The sequence below is a fragment of the Klebsiella sp. 141161 genome (genome assembly GCF_050600815.1).
GTDB classification, from domain to species: Bacteria; Pseudomonadota; Gammaproteobacteria; order Enterobacterales; family Enterobacteriaceae; genus Klebsiella; species Klebsiella aerogenes.
The window spans coordinates 18777-34168 of the sequence record NZ_JAQIRN010000014.1 but is presented as its reverse complement, the minus strand read 5'-3'; the positions used below and the strand labels follow the sequence as shown (position 1 = coordinate 34168).

General features: G+C 57.3%; 16 protein-coding genes and 1 riboswitch. Of the genes, 8 read left to right on the top strand and 8 right to left on the bottom strand.

What is annotated here, in order from left to right; genetic code table 11:
* The first annotated feature begins 420 nt into the window (after positions 1-420).
* Positions 421-2010: a bifunctional phosphoribosylaminoimidazolecarboxamide formyltransferase/IMP cyclohydrolase gene (gene purH / locus PGR79_RS23435; protein WP_087859265.1), complete on the top strand. Its 1590-nt coding sequence runs from the start codon at positions 421-423 to the stop codon at positions 2008-2010.
* Between the two features lie 15 nt (positions 2011-2025).
* A complete protein-coding gene (gene purD / locus PGR79_RS23430; protein ID WP_213317952.1) occupies positions 2026-3321 on the top strand; it encodes a phosphoribosylamine--glycine ligase in 1296 nt (431 codons plus the stop codon).
* Here the strand turns inward: purD and zraR are convergent.
* Complete coding sequence (gene zraR, locus PGR79_RS23425) at positions 3311-4642, bottom strand: sigma-54-dependent response regulator transcription factor ZraR (RefSeq protein ID WP_430922605.1); 1332 nt, start codon at positions 4640-4642, stop codon at positions 3311-3313. The two genes, purD and zraR, sit on opposite strands and share 11 nt — an antisense overlap.
* Positions 4629-6014, bottom strand: a complete 1386-nt coding sequence (zraS, locus tag PGR79_RS23420) for a two-component system sensor histidine kinase ZraS (protein WP_430922603.1) — start codon at positions 6012-6014, stop codon at positions 4629-4631. The genes zraR and zraS overlap by 14 nt, the downstream gene beginning before the upstream one ends.
* Before the next feature lie 260 nt (positions 6015-6274).
* Between zraS and zraP the strand changes: the two genes are divergently transcribed.
* A complete protein-coding gene (gene zraP, locus PGR79_RS23415; RefSeq protein ID WP_113375059.1) occupies positions 6275-6712 on the top strand; it encodes a zinc resistance sensor/chaperone ZraP in 438 nt (145 codons plus the stop codon).
* 3 nt (positions 6713-6715) lie between these two features.
* Here the strand turns inward: zraP and PGR79_RS23410 are convergent, their stop codons facing one another.
* The 6 genes from PGR79_RS23410 to nudC all read right to left on the bottom strand — a co-directional run bounded on the left by PGR79_RS23410 (position 6716) and on the right by nudC (position 11075).
* Positions 6716-7408 (bottom strand): DUF1481 domain-containing protein, encoded by a 693-nt coding sequence (locus PGR79_RS23410; protein ID WP_032706796.1) that lies wholly within the window; start codon positions 7406-7408, stop codon positions 6716-6718.
* 12 nt (positions 7409-7420) lie between these two features.
* Positions 7421-7693, bottom strand: a complete 273-nt coding sequence (gene hupA, locus PGR79_RS23405; protein ID WP_002884342.1) for a nucleoid-associated protein HU-alpha — start codon at positions 7691-7693, stop codon at positions 7421-7423.
* A gap of 186 nt (positions 7694-7879) precedes the next feature.
* Entirely contained in the window at positions 7880-8470 is a 591-nt protein-coding gene (locus PGR79_RS23400) for a YjaG family protein (protein ID WP_058674285.1), read from the bottom strand.
* 42 nt (positions 8471-8512) lie between these two features.
* Entirely contained in the window at positions 8513-9184 is a 672-nt protein-coding gene (gene nfi / locus PGR79_RS23395) for a deoxyribonuclease V (RefSeq protein ID WP_015704015.1), read from the bottom strand.
* A 12-nt stretch (positions 9185-9196) separates the two neighbouring features.
* Positions 9197-10261 (bottom strand): uroporphyrinogen decarboxylase, encoded by a 1065-nt coding sequence (gene hemE / locus PGR79_RS23390; RefSeq protein WP_430915538.1) that lies wholly within the window; start codon positions 10259-10261, stop codon positions 9197-9199.
* A gap of 40 nt (positions 10262-10301) precedes the next feature.
* Entirely contained in the window at positions 10302-11075 is a 774-nt protein-coding gene (nudC, locus tag PGR79_RS23385) for an NAD(+) diphosphatase (protein ID WP_271032413.1), read from the bottom strand.
* Between the two features lie 90 nt (positions 11076-11165).
* On the opposite strand from nudC, the gene PGR79_RS23380 reads away from it, so the two are divergent.
* The 5 genes from PGR79_RS23380 to thiS all read left to right on the top strand — a co-directional run bounded on the left by PGR79_RS23380 (position 11166) and on the right by thiS (position 15391).
* Entirely contained in the window at positions 11166-11663 is a 498-nt protein-coding gene (locus PGR79_RS23380) for an Rsd/AlgQ family anti-sigma factor (protein WP_047067104.1), read from the top strand.
* 52 nt (positions 11664-11715) lie between these two features.
* Positions 11716-11840, top strand: a riboswitch (TPP riboswitch).
* 88 nt (positions 11841-11928) lie between these two features.
* Positions 11929-13824 carry a phosphomethylpyrimidine synthase ThiC gene (thiC, locus tag PGR79_RS23375; protein ID WP_271032412.1) on the top strand — a complete coding sequence of 632 codons (1896 nt, stop codon included), beginning with the start codon at positions 11929-11931 and terminating at the stop codon, positions 13822-13824.
* Positions 13824-14459 (top strand): thiamine phosphate synthase, encoded by a 636-nt coding sequence (thiE, locus tag PGR79_RS23370; protein WP_087859258.1) that lies wholly within the window; start codon positions 13824-13826, stop codon positions 14457-14459. Before thiC ends, thiE begins: the two co-directional genes overlap by 1 nt.
* On the top strand, positions 14452-15207 hold the full coding sequence (locus tag PGR79_RS23365) for a HesA/MoeB/ThiF family protein (RefSeq protein ID WP_087859257.1): 756 nt from the start codon (positions 14452-14454) through the stop codon (positions 15205-15207). The genes thiE and PGR79_RS23365 overlap by 8 nt, the downstream gene beginning before the upstream one ends.
* The gene (gene thiS, locus PGR79_RS23360; protein ID WP_087859256.1) at positions 15191-15391 is read left to right on the top strand and encodes a sulfur carrier protein ThiS; all 201 of its coding nucleotides are present in this window, start codon (positions 15191-15193) and stop codon (positions 15389-15391) included. The genes PGR79_RS23365 and thiS overlap by 17 nt, the downstream gene beginning before the upstream one ends.
* The last annotated feature ends 1 nt before the right edge of the window (position 15392 follow it).

The following is a 15392-nucleotide window of genomic DNA, read 5'->3' as shown; positions in this document are numbered from 1 at the left end:
AACCCTGAATTTCAGAATTTTTCTCTTCAACCGAACCGGCTGTTTGTGTGAAGTGATTCACATCCGCCGTGTCGATGGAGGCGCATTATAGGGAGTTCTCGAGCGCCTGCAATAGAAAAATTGCAGAAAAATGACTGACTGCTGCATTCCCCAGCAAAACCCCGCTTTATACCCTTTTACACACAGAATTATCCACAGACACACGGCAAAACACGGCTTAAACCCCGGTACATCCATTGTCATATAAGGAGAGAACCATCGGCTAAAAGAGAAAGATAAAAATTCGCGAGCGTTGCGCAAACGTTTTCGTTACAATGCCGCGCTATGACACGGATGCCCGGTTGGGTGCGTTAGGTGAGTTTTTAGGCAAAAACTCACCTAACGCTCTCTGTAATGTTCAAATCCTGGGGATTTAATACCATGCAACAACGTCGTCCAGTCCGCCGCGCTCTGCTCAGTGTTTCTGACAAGGCCGGTATCGTCGAATTCGCGCAGGCGCTTTCCGCTCGTGGTGTCGAGCTGCTGTCCACCGGCGGCACCGCTCGCCTGCTGGCAGATAAAGGCCTGCCGGTTACCGAAGTCTCTGACTACACCGGTTTCCCGGAAATGATGGATGGACGCGTGAAGACCCTGCATCCGAAAGTACACGGCGGCATCCTCGGTCGTCGCGGTCAGGATGACGGTATCATGCAGCAACACGATATCGCGCCTATCGATATGGTTGTCGTTAACCTTTATCCGTTCGCCCAGACCGTCGCTCGTGAAGGATGCTCGCTGGAAGACGCGGTGGAAAACATCGATATCGGCGGCCCGACTATGGTGCGCTCCGCAGCGAAGAACCATAAAGACGTCGCTATCGTGGTTAAGAGCAGCGACTACGACGCCATCATTAATGAGATGGACGCCAACGAAGGTTCCCTGACACTGGACACCCGCTTCGATCTCGCCATTAAAGCCTTCGAACATACCGCCGCTTACGACAGCATGATCGCTAACTACTTTGGCAGCATGGTCCCGGCCTATCACGGTGAAAGCAAAGAAGCCGCTGGTCGTTTCCCGCGTACCCTGAATCTGAACTTCATTAAGAAGCAGGATATGCGCTACGGCGAAAACAGCCATCAGCAGGCTGCCTTCTATATAGAAGAGAATGTAAAAGAAGCTTCCGTAGCTACCGCCACCCAGCTGCAGGGCAAAGCGCTCTCCTATAACAACATTGCCGATACCGATGCGGCGCTGGAATGCGTAAAAGAGTTCAACGAACCGGCCTGCGTTATCGTTAAGCATGCCAACCCGTGCGGCGTTGCCGTTAGCGACTCGATCCTCGACGCCTACGATCGCGCTTACAAAACCGATCCAACCTCCGCATTCGGCGGCATCATCGCCTTTAACCGCGAGCTGGATGCTGAAACCGCGCAGGCGATCATCTCTCGCCAGTTCGTTGAGGTGATCATCGCGCCATCTGCTAGCGAAGAAGCGCTGAAAATCACCGCCGCTAAGCAGAACGTCCGCGTACTGGTCTGCGGCCAATGGGATACTCGCGTCGCGGGTCTCGATTTCAAACGTGTTAATGGCGGCCTGCTGGTTCAGGACCGCGATCTCGGCATGGTCACCGCGGGCGAACTGCGTGTGGTCAGCAAACGTCAGCCGAGCGAGCAAGAGCTGCGCGATGCGCTGTTCTGCTGGAAAGTGGCGAAATTCGTCAAATCCAACGCCATCGTTTATGCCAAAGATAATATGACCATCGGGATAGGCGCCGGTCAGATGAGCCGCGTCTACTCAGCGAAAATTGCCGGGATTAAAGCCGGTGACGAAGGTCTGGAAGTGAAAGGCTCCGCCATGGCTTCTGACGCCTTCTTCCCGTTCCGCGACGGCATTGATGCCGCAGCCGCAGTAGGCATCACCTGCGTTATCCAACCGGGCGGTTCTATCCGCGACGAAGAAGTGATTGCCGCCGCGGACGAACATGGTATCGCCATGATCTTCACCGACATGCGCCACTTCCGCCATTAATTCACGGAGCAGCAGATGAAAGTATTAGTAATCGGCAACGGCGGGCGTGAACACGCGCTGGCCTGGAAAGCGGCCCAGTCGCCGCTGGTTGATACCGTCTATGTCGCGCCGGGTAACGCGGGCACCGCGCTGGAGCCGGCGCTGCAAAACGTCGCCATCGGCGTCACCGATATTCCGGCCCTGCTACGCTTCGCGCAGGATGAGAAAATCGATCTGACGATCGTTGGCCCGGAAGCGCCTCTGGTCATTGGCGTAGTAGACGCGTTTCGTGCCGCTGGGCTCGCCATCTTCGGGCCAACCGAGGGCGCCGCGCAGCTGGAAGGTTCCAAAGCCTTCACCAAAGATTTCCTCGCTCGTCATCATATCCCGACGGCGGAATACCAGAACTTCACCGAAGTTGAACCTGCGCTGGCTTACCTGCGCGAGAAAGGCGCGCCGATCGTCATCAAAGCCGACGGTCTGGCGGCAGGTAAAGGCGTTATCGTGGCGATGACCCTTGAGGAAGCCGAAGCGGCGGTGAAAGATATGCTGGCCGGTAACGCCTTTGGCGATGCAGGCCACCGCATCGTGATTGAAGAATTCCTCGATGGCGAAGAAGCCAGCTTTATTGTCATGGTCGACGGCGAGCACGTCCTGCCGATGGCCACCAGCCAGGATCACAAGCGCGTCGGCAACGGCGATACCGGCCCGAACACCGGCGGCATGGGCGCTTACTCCCCGGCACCGGTAGTCACTGATGAAGTCCATCAGCGCACCATGGAGCGGATTATCTGGCCAACCGTTAAAGGTATGGCCGCTGAAGGAAACACCTATACCGGTTTCCTGTATGCCGGTCTGATGATAGACAAGCAGGGCAACCCGAAGGTTATTGAGTTCAACTGCCGCTTTGGCGATCCGGAAACCCAGCCGATCATGCTGCGCATGAAATCCGATCTGGTCGAGCTGTGCCTTGCCGCCTGCGCGGGCAAGCTGGACGAGAAAACTTCCGAGTGGGATGACCGCGCTTCGTTGGGCGTCGTGGTTGCCGCCGGCGGCTATCCGGGCAGCTACAACACGGGCGATGAGATCCACGGCCTGCCGCAGCAGGAAGCGGCAGACGGTAAAGTCTTCCACGCCGGCACCAAACTGTCTGACGACCAGCGCGTGGTCACCAACGGCGGGCGCGTACTGTGCGTCACCGCGCTGGGTGACACCGTGGCACAGGCGCAACAACGCGCCTATGAACTGCTGACCGATATTCGCTGGGACGGCAGCTTTAGCCGTAACGATATCGGCTGGCGCGCCATCGCGCGTGAGAAAACTAACGGCTGAGTTTAGCCAGCAGCGTTTTACGCGTAATGCCTAACTGACGGGCGACTTCAGTTTTGTTGCCGCCCGTTTTTTCCAGCGCCGACAGTATGACTTCTTTTTCGACTTCCACTAATGGCTGAATCAGCGCCTCATCGTTGCCAGTGACCGGCAGCGGCGTGCCCGCTATCGCCAACGGCAGTTCACGCTCGGAAATATAGTCTCCGGTTAGCAGCACCACCGCCCGCTCCACCGCATTTTCCAGTTCGCGGATATTCCCCGGCCAACCGTAGTGAATCAACAGGTCCATCGCCTGCGGCGTAAATCCCTGCACCGTTTTACGATTGCGTTCGGCATAGCGCTTAAGAAAGTGCTGCGCCAGCGGTGGAATATCTTCACGCCGTTGACGCAGCGGCGGCATATCAATGGTTACGACGTTCAGGCGATAATAGAGATCCTGGCGAAAGCGCCCGGCGCTCACCTCCTCCGCCAGATTACGATGGGTGGCGGCAATTAGCCGAACATCGACAGAAAGCGTCTGATTACTGCCAACTCGCTGCACTTCGCGTTCCTGAATCGCCCGCAGCAGACGCACCTGCATCAGCGGCGAGATATCGCCAATTTCATCAAGAAACAGCGTGCCGCCATCCGCCTCGACAAAACGCCCTTCCCGCCGCCGTTCCGCGCCGGTAAAAGCCCCTTTTTCATGGCCGAACAGCTCGGACTCCAGCAGAGACTCATTGAGCGCTGCGCAGTTCAGCGTCACCAGCGGCTTGTCACGACGCTCGCTGCAGGCGTGGATGGCGCGCGCCACCAGTTCTTTACCGGTTCCCGATTCGCCGCAGATCAGCACCGTCGCGTCCGAGGGCGCCACCAGCGTAATATTGTTGATAAGCGCCTGCATTGCCGGGCTTTCGCCAATCATGCCCCATCGTAAATCTGACGAGGCGCTGAGATCGCTCTCGCTCTGCCGGGTGTGCGCCAGCGCCTGAACCAGCGTCTGCTGTAGAGTGTCAAAATCCAGTGGCTTGACCAGATAATCCAGCGCGCCCGACTTAATAGCCTCAACCGCCGTGCCGACGCTGGAGAACGCCGTCATGATCAATACCGGAATCGCCGGGTTATAGGCTTTGATCTCTTTTAATGTCGCGATACCGTCCATCTCCGCCATGCGGATATCGCACAGCACCAGGTCGAAGACCTGCCGATGGATCTGTTCTAACGCCTGCAGGCCGTTGTGGGCTAACGCCACTTGATAGCCCCAGCCACGCAGCAGCGCCTGCAGAATCGTGCAATGGCTGACGTCATCATCGACAACCAGAATCTGTACTTTATCGCTGCTCATCTTCCCTCCGTTGAGCATCCACCGGCAGCCAAAGCGTAAATATCGCTCCGGCCCCCGGCTGGCTTTCGGCGCGGATCGTCCCGCCATGTTGTTCGATAATATTCTGTACCACCGCCAGCCCCAGCCCTGTTCCGTCCGCTTTGGTGGTGAAATAAGGGGTGAAGATAGCCTGCAGCTCTTCATCGCTCATCCCCTTACCGCTATCCTTAACGACAATTTTCACACGTCGCCGCTCGGCTTCGCTTGCCGATACGCGAATGACGCCGTCACGGCCAATAGCCTGCATCGCATTCAAATACAGATTCAACAGCACCTGGTTGAGACGGTCAGGGTCGGCTTTAATCGAGGTTAATTCAGGGCGCGGAGTAAATTGCAGCGCGATCCCGCGACTCTGCGCATCCTGGCTTACCAGCTGCAATGAGTGGTAAATAAGCGCGTTGATATCGACCGGCTGGTAGTTTAAATGGGCTGGACGAACCAGCTCCAACAACTCGCTGACGACCCGGTTCAGGCGATCGGCCTCTTTGGCCATCACCAGCGCTAACTCCTGCGCCTCACCGCCCGGCGGCGTACGCTCGGCAAAATACTTCGCCAGTCCTTTAATCGAAGAAAGTGGGTTGCGAATCTCATGCGCGACGCCAGCCGCCAGATGCCCAAGGGCCATCAGTTTTTCTTTGCGAGCCATCGCCTCCTGTAGCTGCTGGCGTGAGCGACGGTAGCGGCGGAACCAGAACTGAGCGAGAATCGTCGCGACGATGACCAGCGACGCAGCCGCCAGCATGATCATCATATTACGCAAGCCGCGGGCCTGCGCCGCATCCAGCTCGCGGCTATCAAAGGCGATAAAAATCACCTGTGGAACATTGGGCTGAGCCAGCGCGCTGTTGCAGCGCTTCATCATCCCCATATGGTGACCACGAGCAGGGTTGAGCGGGCGAAACTGGCGATAAATTTCCAGCGCCGGTTGCGGCTCAGCAAGCCGGCGCCAACGCTCCTGTTCGCCCACCTTGAGTTCACGCATTTGCGCAGGACTGTACAGCGCCTTATCCACCTGCTGCGGATCGCTGTGGGCGATAATTTTACCGTTTTCATCGGTCACCGCGAACCACAACACACCGGGCTGCCAGGCCATCTCCTCCAGCAACGCCTGCAGCTGCGCATGATGCATCCGCATCCCCATACCGACACGCGTGCCGGACTCCAGCGCACGGATCAGCACACCGCCCTTCTCTTCGATATTTTGCCGGGCGGCGGCGGTCTCCCGGCCATAATCGCGGACGATCATCGCGGAAAAAAGAATAACCAACAAGACGACCGAGCCGGTCAGTAACCAGCTCAGGGAGTCCCGGGAAAATGAGGTAATGCGCGGCATGGGCGGGTCCTTATCGTGTCCTTATTCGCTATCACCAGGATCCATCAGCAGAAATCATGCCATTTTTCCACACCGTGAAACCTGTCCTCAGACATATCGCCGGTGATTTAGCGAGTAAAAATGACTCGCTGACTCCAGCCGCAACGGGTCATTTTTACTCGCCAGAGTCACGTTTGCCGCGGGCCGGCCAGTATTGACGCGCTTTTTCAGGCTGGCATGGAAGATGCAACACAGAGGGAAACCACACAGGAGATCACGCTATGAAACGGAAACCCACTTTATCCCTCGTCCTCGTGGCGCTTGCCGCACTGACCTTTGGCAGTCACGCGGCCTGGGCTGGACATCACTGGGGCTACAATAACGGAATGGGCGCGCAGGGCTACAGCCAGCTCACCCAGGAACAGCAAGCGACCGTGCAGAAGCTACATGACAATTACTATGCGCAGACCAGCGCCCTGCGCCAGCAGTTGCAGTCCAAACGCTACGAGTACAATGCGCTGCTTACTGCGCCAAAACCAGAAAGCGGAAAAATTGAGGCCGTGGCGAAGGAAATGGAAACGTTAAGCCAGCAGTTGGATCAGCAGAGGGTAAAATTTGATATCGCCCTGGCTGAAGCAGGCGTTCCTCGCGGCGCGGGTATGGGTTACGGCGGCTGCCGCGGTAATGGCAGTGGTCATATGGGCATGAACCACTGGTAAAACTCAGAACGATTTTTCGCTCGGCTGCCAGGTACAGAAGTTTTCATTAGCCACCAGCAGCAGCTGAGCGCCTTCCGGTGCTTCCAGCCACGCCACGCTCACCTCTACGGAGGAGTGATTCTGGCGGCGTTCAATATGCGCTAATGCCCGCTCATCAAGGTCAGGCTTCACGGTCTGGCCTTCACAGGTAGTCACGGTACGATCGGCATGCCAGCGCCCCTGGCGTAAAACTACCCGTCCCTGACGCAATGCATCGCTGGTTTCACGGATTTGCTGTGCGCGGTAGCGGTACAGCGCAACCTGGTCGCTGGAAAGCTGCTGCTTCTGCCCGTCGACTTCCCTCTGCATAAAGCTCAGCTCGCCCTGGGCGTCAAAGCGGGCGCGAATATGTTCCGGCGGTTTACCGTATACATTGAGTTCAATAAGCGTTAGTTGGCCATCCTGCCAGCGGTACTCGCTGGTTGAGGTGTCGCCGCGGTGCCACGGACTAAAGGCGGCAAGCAGGTGCACTTCATCGCCGGCATCTTTGCGCCAGATGCGCATCGCGCCCTGGTTATCGGCGTAGCCGCTGGCGGTGAAAGGAGGAAGTGAGGAATCATGGCTGCAGGCAGTGAGCAATAGCGCACCTGCCAGCGTCAGCGTGCGACGCCAGTTAGACAAAAGGGGCTTAAAAGCCCCTTCGTTAAAACTGGACACTGCCACGCGGTCTTACTTGACTGCGTCTTTCAGCGCTTTGCCAGAAACAAATGCTGGCACGTTAGCTGCAGCGATTTTGATTTCTTTACCGGTCTGCGGGTTGCGGCCAGTACGCTCAGCACGGTGGTTCACTTTGAAGGTACCGAAACCAACCAGTTGAACAGCATCACCTTCTTTCAGAGACTCGGTAATTGCAGCCAGGGTGGATTCCAGGGCAGCTTTTGCCTGTGCTTTAGACAGGTCAGCTTTGTCCGCAATTACATCAATCAGTTGAGTCTTGTTCATAAGTTATCCTTACAATGTGTTTATCGCTTGCTAAGCATCGAGTGCGACGGAAATGCCAGAAAAGCACTCTCCTGCATACACGCACCGATAGCCACTTTTTTTCGCCCCCCAAATGTAGACCAGACAGGGGGCGGAATGGAAGTCTTCAGACGCTACAATTCAGGCGGTAAATCACGTTTTGTGGTCTCATTGCTGAAAATTTATACCAATATTGCTTTCGCCGGCCTCTCGCAGGTCTGCGCGCAGCCCTTTAATCAGTTCAAGATCGCGTTCTTCGCAGTCGGCCAACAGGCGGAAAATCTCCCACTGAATGTCCCATTCTTGTTCAACCGCCGGGTTGACTCTGAGCTCTTCATCGGTCATTTCGCGACCTTCCTGGGTCATTTCCAGCATCGCGACGGTAGTAATGGAAGTCTTACTGACCTCGATAGCATGTTCCAGCGTTTCACCGCTCAGGCGTGAGTGGATTAATTCGCTCAGCGCGACGCAGGCATCGATAGCCGGATAGACGCCGTACATGTCGTAGTCATCTGCGGACGGAATCGCCTCTTCCAGCTTTTCCAGCTGACTATCGAAATTCACCTTCGCATCTTTTACCGTCAGCGTTTCCCAGATCAGGTCAAGGATACGACGATATAACTGGCCGTCGCCAAACTCAGTTTGCTTGCAGAACATGGCGTAGTTGGGGTACATACGCTCGCACAGGCAGGCCATAAAGGTGACGTGCTGCCAGCTCTCCAGTTTCTCCAGGCGCAGGTGAATCGGGTTTTGTAACATGATGAATTCTCGAAGTCAGAAATTAGGCGCAGTGTACCTGAATCAGCCGTGATTTGCTTGCCAACGCACAAAGGAAGGCCGACGGGACGCCACGGCATCGGCCCAGCGCGTCGGCTCGGGTAGCCGATAGCCCTGCATACAGCGTTCCACCCACATTAACGCGCTATCGATACCTACGCGGTGGCCGGTACTGATAAACAGTGGGTTGCAGCGTGCTTTGCTGCGCCAGACCCAGGCCAGCTGGTCGCCTTTGTCGATTAATGGCGCCAGCGCGCCGGGCTCGGCGCCGAGCGGTTCAAACTTGCCGCATAAACGTTTTTTCGCTACGCCAATCGTTGGCACATCAACCATCAGGCCAAAATGGCTGGCGACGCCAAGCCGCCGGGGATGTGAAATACCGTGGCCATCGACGAACAACAGATCGGGCTTTTGCGATAGCTGTTGCCACGCCGCCAGCAGCGCGGGGGTCTCGCGAAAGGAGAGAAAGCCGGGGATGTACGGCATCGTGGTGGCGACGCGCGCCACCTGATACTCCACCAGTTCAAGCCCCGGATAAGTTAGCAGCACCATCGCAGCTCGGGTAATTTCCCCCTCCTGCTCAAACCCCACATCGGCGCCGCCGATCAGCACCGGCGGGTCGCGATCCAAACGGTCCGCACGTTCTACCGACGCGGCTAAAGATTGCTGTTGGGTTCGTAGCGCAGCTAAATCCATCATGCTTATCTCCTATTGGTGATATTGCGCGGAGAGACGATGTACCGCCTCAACAAAGACTCCTGCATGCTGTGGGTCGACGTCCTGATGGATGCCGTGGCCAAGGTTAAAGACATGGCCTTCGCCCTGGCCGAAGCCGGCGAGAATGTTAGCCACTTCGTCTTCAATGCGGGCGGCAGGGGCATAAAGCATCGACGGGTCCATATTGCCCTGCAGCGCCACTTTGTGGCCTACGCGACGGCGAGCATCGGCAATATCGGTGGTCCAGTCGAGACCCAGCGCATCGCAGCCGGTCTCCGCCATCGCTTCCAGCCATTGTCCGCCACCTTTGGTGAACAGCGTTACCGGTACGCGACGGCCTTCGTTTTCCCGCAGCAGGCCATCGACGATTTTATGCATGTAGTAGAGCGAGAACTGCTGATAGTCGCGGCCGGTCAACACGCCGCCCCAGGTGTCGAAAATCATCACCGACTGCGCGCCCGCTTTGATCTGCGCGTTCAGATACAGGGTGACGCTTTTCGCCAGCTTGTCCAGCAGCGCGTGCAGGGCCTGCGGTTCGGCGTACATCATCTTTTTGATGACGGTAAAGGCTTTGCTGCTGCCGCCTTCAACCATGTAGGTCGCCAGCGTCCACGGGCTGCCGGAAAAACCAATCAGCGGCACTTCGCCTTTCAGTTCACGGCGAATAGTGCGCACGGCGTTCATCACGTAGCCTAATTCTAGTTCCGGGTCCGGCACCGGCAGTTTGTCGACGTCGGCTTTGCATTTCACCGGCGAAGTGAAGCGCGGGCCTTCGCCAGCTTCAAAGTACAGCCCCAGCCCCATCGCATCCGGAATGGTCAGGATGTCCGAAAAGAGGATCGCTGCATCCAGCGGGTAACGGCGCAGCGGCTGTAGCGTCACTTCGCAGGCCAGCTCGGCATTTTTACACAGCGACATGAAATCGCCCGCTTGCGCGCGGGTGGCTTTATATTCCGGGAGATAGCGGCCCGCCTGGCGCATCATCCACACCGGGGTGACATCAACCGGCTGGCGCAGCAGCGCACGCAGGTAACGATCGTTTTTCAGTTCGGTCATTTTTACATTCCTTTAGCGTTGATGCGCCCAGTGTAACATGTCACTCGTACTCTGCCCGACACATCGCCACCGTATCTTCGATCAGGCGTCGCGCTACGGTGCCCGGCGGCGGCAGTAGCGGCAAATCGTCATAGCGATACCACTCTGCGCTCAGCAGCTCTTTTTTATCCACGACAATATCGCCGCTATCGTATTCAGCCATAAAGGCGGTCATCAGTGATTGCGGGAAGGGCCACGGCTGGGAGGTCACATAGCGTAGGTTTTTCACCTTAATTCCACTCTCTTCCATCACTTCGCGGGCGACCGCCTGCTCAAGGGTTTCGCCCACTTCGACAAACCCGGCCAACACCGTATGGACACCATTACGATGGCGGGTATGCTGCGCCAGCAGAATTGAATCGTCGCGACGAATGGCGACGATAATGCAGGGGGCAATTTGCGGATAATAGCGCTCGCGGCAGTGGCCGCACAGCATCGCCCACTCGGTTTTACTGACATGCATCGGGTGGCCGCAGTAGCCGCAGAATTTATGCGATCGATAAAACTCGGCCAATTGGATCCCGCGCCCTGCCAGTTGGAAAAGCCCAGGATCCTGATCCAATATCTGGCGCAGCGATCCCATATCATGGCGACGATCCTGGCGCACCAGCCACACCGCTTCGCCTTGCCACTCGCCGAGATGTAGCGCGCGTTCACCGACAAGATCAAAATTTACCGCTTCGCCATGTGGTAATTCCCCTGCGGGAAGCCATAATTTTTGTTCGTGACTGACGATCCACCAGCCGCGATCTAATTTTTCAATAATACGATCCATATCTATTGCGCTACCTTCGTTTTACTGGCACTTTTAACATTATATTTACATTTGCTGAGCAACGTTATTTTTAATCTTGCGGAGTCAATCATGTTAAACCAGCTGGAAAACCTGACGGAACGTGTTGGAGGCAATAACAAACTGGTCGATCGCTGGCTGCTTGTGCGTAAGCATTTGCTCGTGGCTTACTACAACCTGGTTGGCCTGAAACCCGGCAAAGAGTCCTTTATGCGGCTTAATGAAAAGGCGCTGGATGACTTTTGCCAAAGCCTGGTGGATTACCTCTCATCCGGTCATTTTAATATTTATGAACGTATTATCGGAGAAATGGAAGGGAGTACCCCTCTTTTAGCCGCCACCAAAATCTACCCGCAGCTGGAAGCCAATACCCAGCAGATGATGGACTACTACGATACCTGCCTCGAAAACGCCATCGATCATGATAACTATCTCGAATTTCAGCAGGCGCTGTCAGATATCGGCGAATCGCTGGAGGCGCGCTTCGCGCTTGAGGACAAGCTGCTGGCGCTGGTCGTCGCTCACGATCGGAAAGACAACGTTGGCGACAATATCGCGCCGACCGCTTGAGTTGTGAACCGTTAACGAGTAATTTACATACATTATCCCTCTGCGGAGGGATTTCATCTTGTCGGAGTGCCTATTTTCCACACGAAAACTAAAGTGGAAAAGGCTGAGACCGTTTATTCGGGATCCGCGGAACCTGATCAGGCTAATACCTGCGAAGGGAACAAGAGTAAACTGCTGGTCGCACCTGCCCGTTACGGGCTGGTCGCATCTGTTACTCCATCCGTCGTCTGACAAGCCATCTCCTTTTTTGTAACTGGAATGCGCTATGTCTACTACCAAACTGACCCGCCGGGAACAACGCGAACACGCGCAGCGATTTATTGATACGCTGGAAGGTACCGCTTTTCCTAATTCTCGCCGCATCTACATTCAAGGCTCACAGGCCGATATCCGCGTCCCAATGCGTGAAATTCAGCTCAGCCCGACGCTCATCGGCGGTGATAACGATAACCCCCAGTACGAAGCCAACGAACCGATACCGGTGTATGACACCTCCGGACCTTATGGCGACCCGGAGATCAACATCGATGTCCGCCAGGGGCTGGCCAAACTACGCCAACCGTGGATCGACGCGCGTAACGACTGCGCGCCGCTTAGCGAACGCAGCTCGGCTTACACTAAAGCGCGGCTGGCCGACGATGGCCTTGATGAACTGCGCTTCGGCGGCCTGCTGACCCCTAAACGCGCCGTCGCTGGCAAATGCGTGACGCAACTACACTACGCCCGTCAGGGGATCGTCACCCCGGAGATGGCATTCATCGCCATTCGCGAAAACATGGGCCGCGAGCGTATCCGCAGCGAGGCGCTGCGCCAGCAGCATGCCGGAGAAGGCTTTGGCGCCCGCCTGCCGGACAACATTACCGCCGAATTCGTCCGCGATGAAGTCGCTGCCGGGCGGGCCATCATCCCGGCCAATATCAATCACCCGGAATCTGAGCCGATGATTATCGGCCGCAACTTCCTGGTGAAAGTGAATGCCAATATCGGCAACTCGGCGGTGACCTCTTCCATCGAAGAAGAGGTCGAGAAGCTGGTCTGGTCAACCCGCTGGGGCGCCGACACGGTAATGGACCTCTCCACCGGCCGCTATATCCACGAGACCCGCGAATGGATCCTGCGCAACAGCCCGGTGCCGATTGGTACCGTCCCGATTTACCAGGCGTTGGAGAAGGTCAACGGCATTGCCGAGAACCTGACTTGGGAAGCCTTCCGCGATACCCTGCTGGAACAGGCCGAACAGGGCGTCGACTACTTCACGATTCATGCCGGGGTGCTGCTGCGTTACGTGCCGATGACCGCGAAGCGGCTGACCGGTATCGTCTCGCGCGGCGGTTCGATCATGGCCAAGTGGTGCCTGTCGCATCATCAGGAAAACTTCCTCTACCAGCACTTCCGCGAAATCTGTGAAATCTGCGCCGCCTATGACGTGTCGCTGTCCCTCGGCGATGGTCTGCGCCCCGGCTCGATTCAGGATGCCAACGACGAGGCGCAGTTCGCCGAGCTGCATACGCTGGGCGAGCTGACTAAAATCGCCTGGGAGTATGACGTTCAGGTGATGATTGAAGGCCCCGGCCACGTGCCGATGCAGATGATTCGCCGCAATATGACCGAAGAACTGGAGCACTGCCACGAAGCGCCGTTCTACACGCTGGGGCCGCTCACCACCGACATCGCGCCGGGCTATGATCATTTCACTTCCGGTATCGGCGCGGCAATGATTGGCTGGTTTGGCTGCGCCATGCTGTGCTACGTCACGCCAAAAGAACATCTCGGCTTGCCCAACAAAGAGGATGTAAAACAGGGGCTGATTACCTATAAAATCGCCGCCCACGCTGCCGACCTCGCTAAAGGCCACCCCGGGGCGCAGATCCGCGACAACGCGATGTCCAAAGCGCGTTTCGAATTCCGCTGGGAAGACCAGTTCAACCTCGCGCTCGATCCCTTTACCGCGCGGGCCTATCACGATGAAACCCTGCCGCAGGAATCCGGCAAAGTCGCCCACTTCTGCTCCATGTGCGGGCCGAAATTCTGTTCGATGAAAATCACCCAGGAGGTCCGCGACTACGCCGCGAAGCAAAGTATCGAGGCCGGCATGGCTGATATGTCGAATAACTTCCGCGCCCGCGGCGGTGAAATCTACCTGAAAAAGGAAAATGCCTGATGTACCAGCCTGACTTTCCGCCCGTACCGTTTCGTCTCGGGCTTTATCCGGTTGTCGATAGCGTGACATGGATTGAGCGCCTGCTGGAAGCCGGCGTGCGCACCATTCAGTTGCGGATCAAGGACCAGCGCGACAGCGATGTGGAGGATGACGTCATCGCCGCCATCGCGCTTGGCCGCCGCTATCACGCGCGACTGTTTATCAATGATTACTGGCAACTGGCGATTAAGCACCAGGCGTACGGAGTACATCTGGGACAAGAGGACCTGGAAACCACCGACCTGAGCGCCATCCGTAAAGCCGGACTGCGCCTTGGCGTCTCCACCCACGACGACATGGAAATTGACGTCGCGCTGGCGGCGCGCCCTTCCTACATCGCGCTGGGCCACGTCTTCCCGACACAAACCAAACAGATGCCTTCGGCGCCGCAGGGCCTCGAACAGCTTGCCGGGCATATTCATCGTCTGGCCGATTATCCGACGGTAGCGATCGGCGGAATCAGTCTGGAAAAAGCGCCGGGCGTACTGGCGACCGGCGTTGGCAGCATCGCGGTAGTCAGCGCCATTACCCAGGCAGCAGACTGGCGGGCTGCCACTGCACAACTGTTAGCACTGGCGGGAGCAGGCGATGAATGATCACGATTTCATGCGCTACAGCCGCCAGCTATTGCTGGAAGATATCGCCATTGAGGGACAGCAGAAACTGTTAGCCAGCCGGGCGCTGATTATCGGCCTGGGCGGCTTAGGTTCGCCGGCAGCGCTATATCTGGCGGGGGCCGGCGTCGGGACGCTGACCCTGGCCGATGACGACGCGGTGCATCTCAGCAACCTGCAGCGACAAATTCTGTTCACCAGCGACGATATTGACCAGCCAAAAGCCACGGCGGCAAAGACGCGGCTCAACCAACTCAATCCGCAAATCCGCCTCGTGGCGCTACAGCAGCGCTTAAGCGGCGAGGCGTTGCGCGCCGAAGTGGCGAAAGCCGACGTGGTGCTGGACTGTACCGATAACATGATCGCCCGCCAGGCGATTAACGCCGCCTGCGTAGCCCTTGAGACGCCGCTGGTAACCGCCAGCGCCGTCGGCTTCGGCGGCCAGTTGATGGTGCTGACGCCGCCGTGGGCGCAGGGCTGCTACCGCTGCCTGTGGCCGGACACCGCCGAACCGCAACGTAACTGCCGCACTGCGGGGATCGTCGGTCCGGTCGTCGGCATGATGGGAACGCTGCAGGCGCTGGAGGCCATAAAGCTCCTTAGCGGCATGGCGACGCCACGCAACACGCTACGGCTGTTTGACGCCCGCACCAGCAACTGGCGCAACCTTGCGCTGCAAAAGGCCCAGGGCTGCCCGGTATGCGGAGGCCATGATGCAAATCTGGTTTAACGACGAACCGTTGGAATGCGCGGACAACCTCAGCGTAAGCGCCCTGCTCAGTCAACTGGAACAGCTCCAGCCGGGCGTTGCGCTGGCGCTCAATCAACACATCCTGCCACGCGAACGGTGGGAAGATCATCTCTTGCAGGAAGGCGATCGGGTCCTGCTTTTTCAGGTTATCGCCGGAGGCTGAT

Excerpts from the sequence above, each read along its gene's own strand:
- purH (WP_087859265.1), top strand. The coding sequence starts at position 421 with ATGCAACAACGTCGTCCAGTCCGCCGCGCTCTGCTCAGTGTTTCTGAC.
- thiS (WP_087859256.1), top strand. The coding sequence starts at position 15,191 with ATGCAAATCTGGTTTAACGACGAACCGTTGGAATGCGCGGACAACCTC.
- nudC (WP_271032413.1), bottom strand. The coding sequence starts at position 11,075 with ATGGATCGTATTATTGAAAAATTAGATCGCGGCTGGTGGATCGTCAGT.
- zraS (WP_430922603.1), bottom strand. The coding sequence starts at position 6,014 with ATGCCGCGCATTACCTCATTTTCCCGGGACTCCCTGAGCTGGTTACTG.
- PGR79_RS23365 (WP_087859257.1), top strand. The coding sequence starts at position 14,452 with ATGAATGATCACGATTTCATGCGCTACAGCCGCCAGCTATTGCTGGAA.
- thiE (WP_087859258.1), top strand. The coding sequence starts at position 13,824 with ATGTACCAGCCTGACTTTCCGCCCGTACCGTTTCGTCTCGGGCTTTAT.
- purD (WP_213317952.1), top strand. The coding sequence starts at position 2,026 with ATGAAAGTATTAGTAATCGGCAACGGCGGGCGTGAACACGCGCTGGCC.
- hemE (WP_430915538.1), bottom strand. The coding sequence starts at position 10,261 with ATGACCGAACTGAAAAACGATCGTTACCTGCGTGCGCTGCTGCGCCAG.
- hupA (WP_002884342.1), bottom strand. The coding sequence starts at position 7,693 with ATGAACAAGACTCAACTGATTGATGTAATTGCGGACAAAGCTGACCTG.
- thiC (WP_271032412.1), top strand. The coding sequence starts at position 11,929 with ATGTCTACTACCAAACTGACCCGCCGGGAACAACGCGAACACGCGCAG.
- PGR79_RS23400 (WP_058674285.1), bottom strand. The coding sequence starts at position 8,470 with ATGTTACAAAACCCGATTCACCTGCGCCTGGAGAAACTGGAGAGCTGG.
- PGR79_RS23380 (WP_047067104.1), top strand. The coding sequence starts at position 11,166 with ATGTTAAACCAGCTGGAAAACCTGACGGAACGTGTTGGAGGCAATAAC.
- nfi (WP_015704015.1), bottom strand. The coding sequence starts at position 9,184 with ATGGATTTAGCTGCGCTACGAACCCAACAGCAATCTTTAGCCGCGTCG.
- zraP (WP_113375059.1), top strand. The coding sequence starts at position 6,275 with ATGAAACGGAAACCCACTTTATCCCTCGTCCTCGTGGCGCTTGCCGCA.
- zraR (WP_430922605.1), bottom strand. The coding sequence starts at position 4,642 with ATGAGCAGCGATAAAGTACAGATTCTGGTTGTCGATGATGACGTCAGC.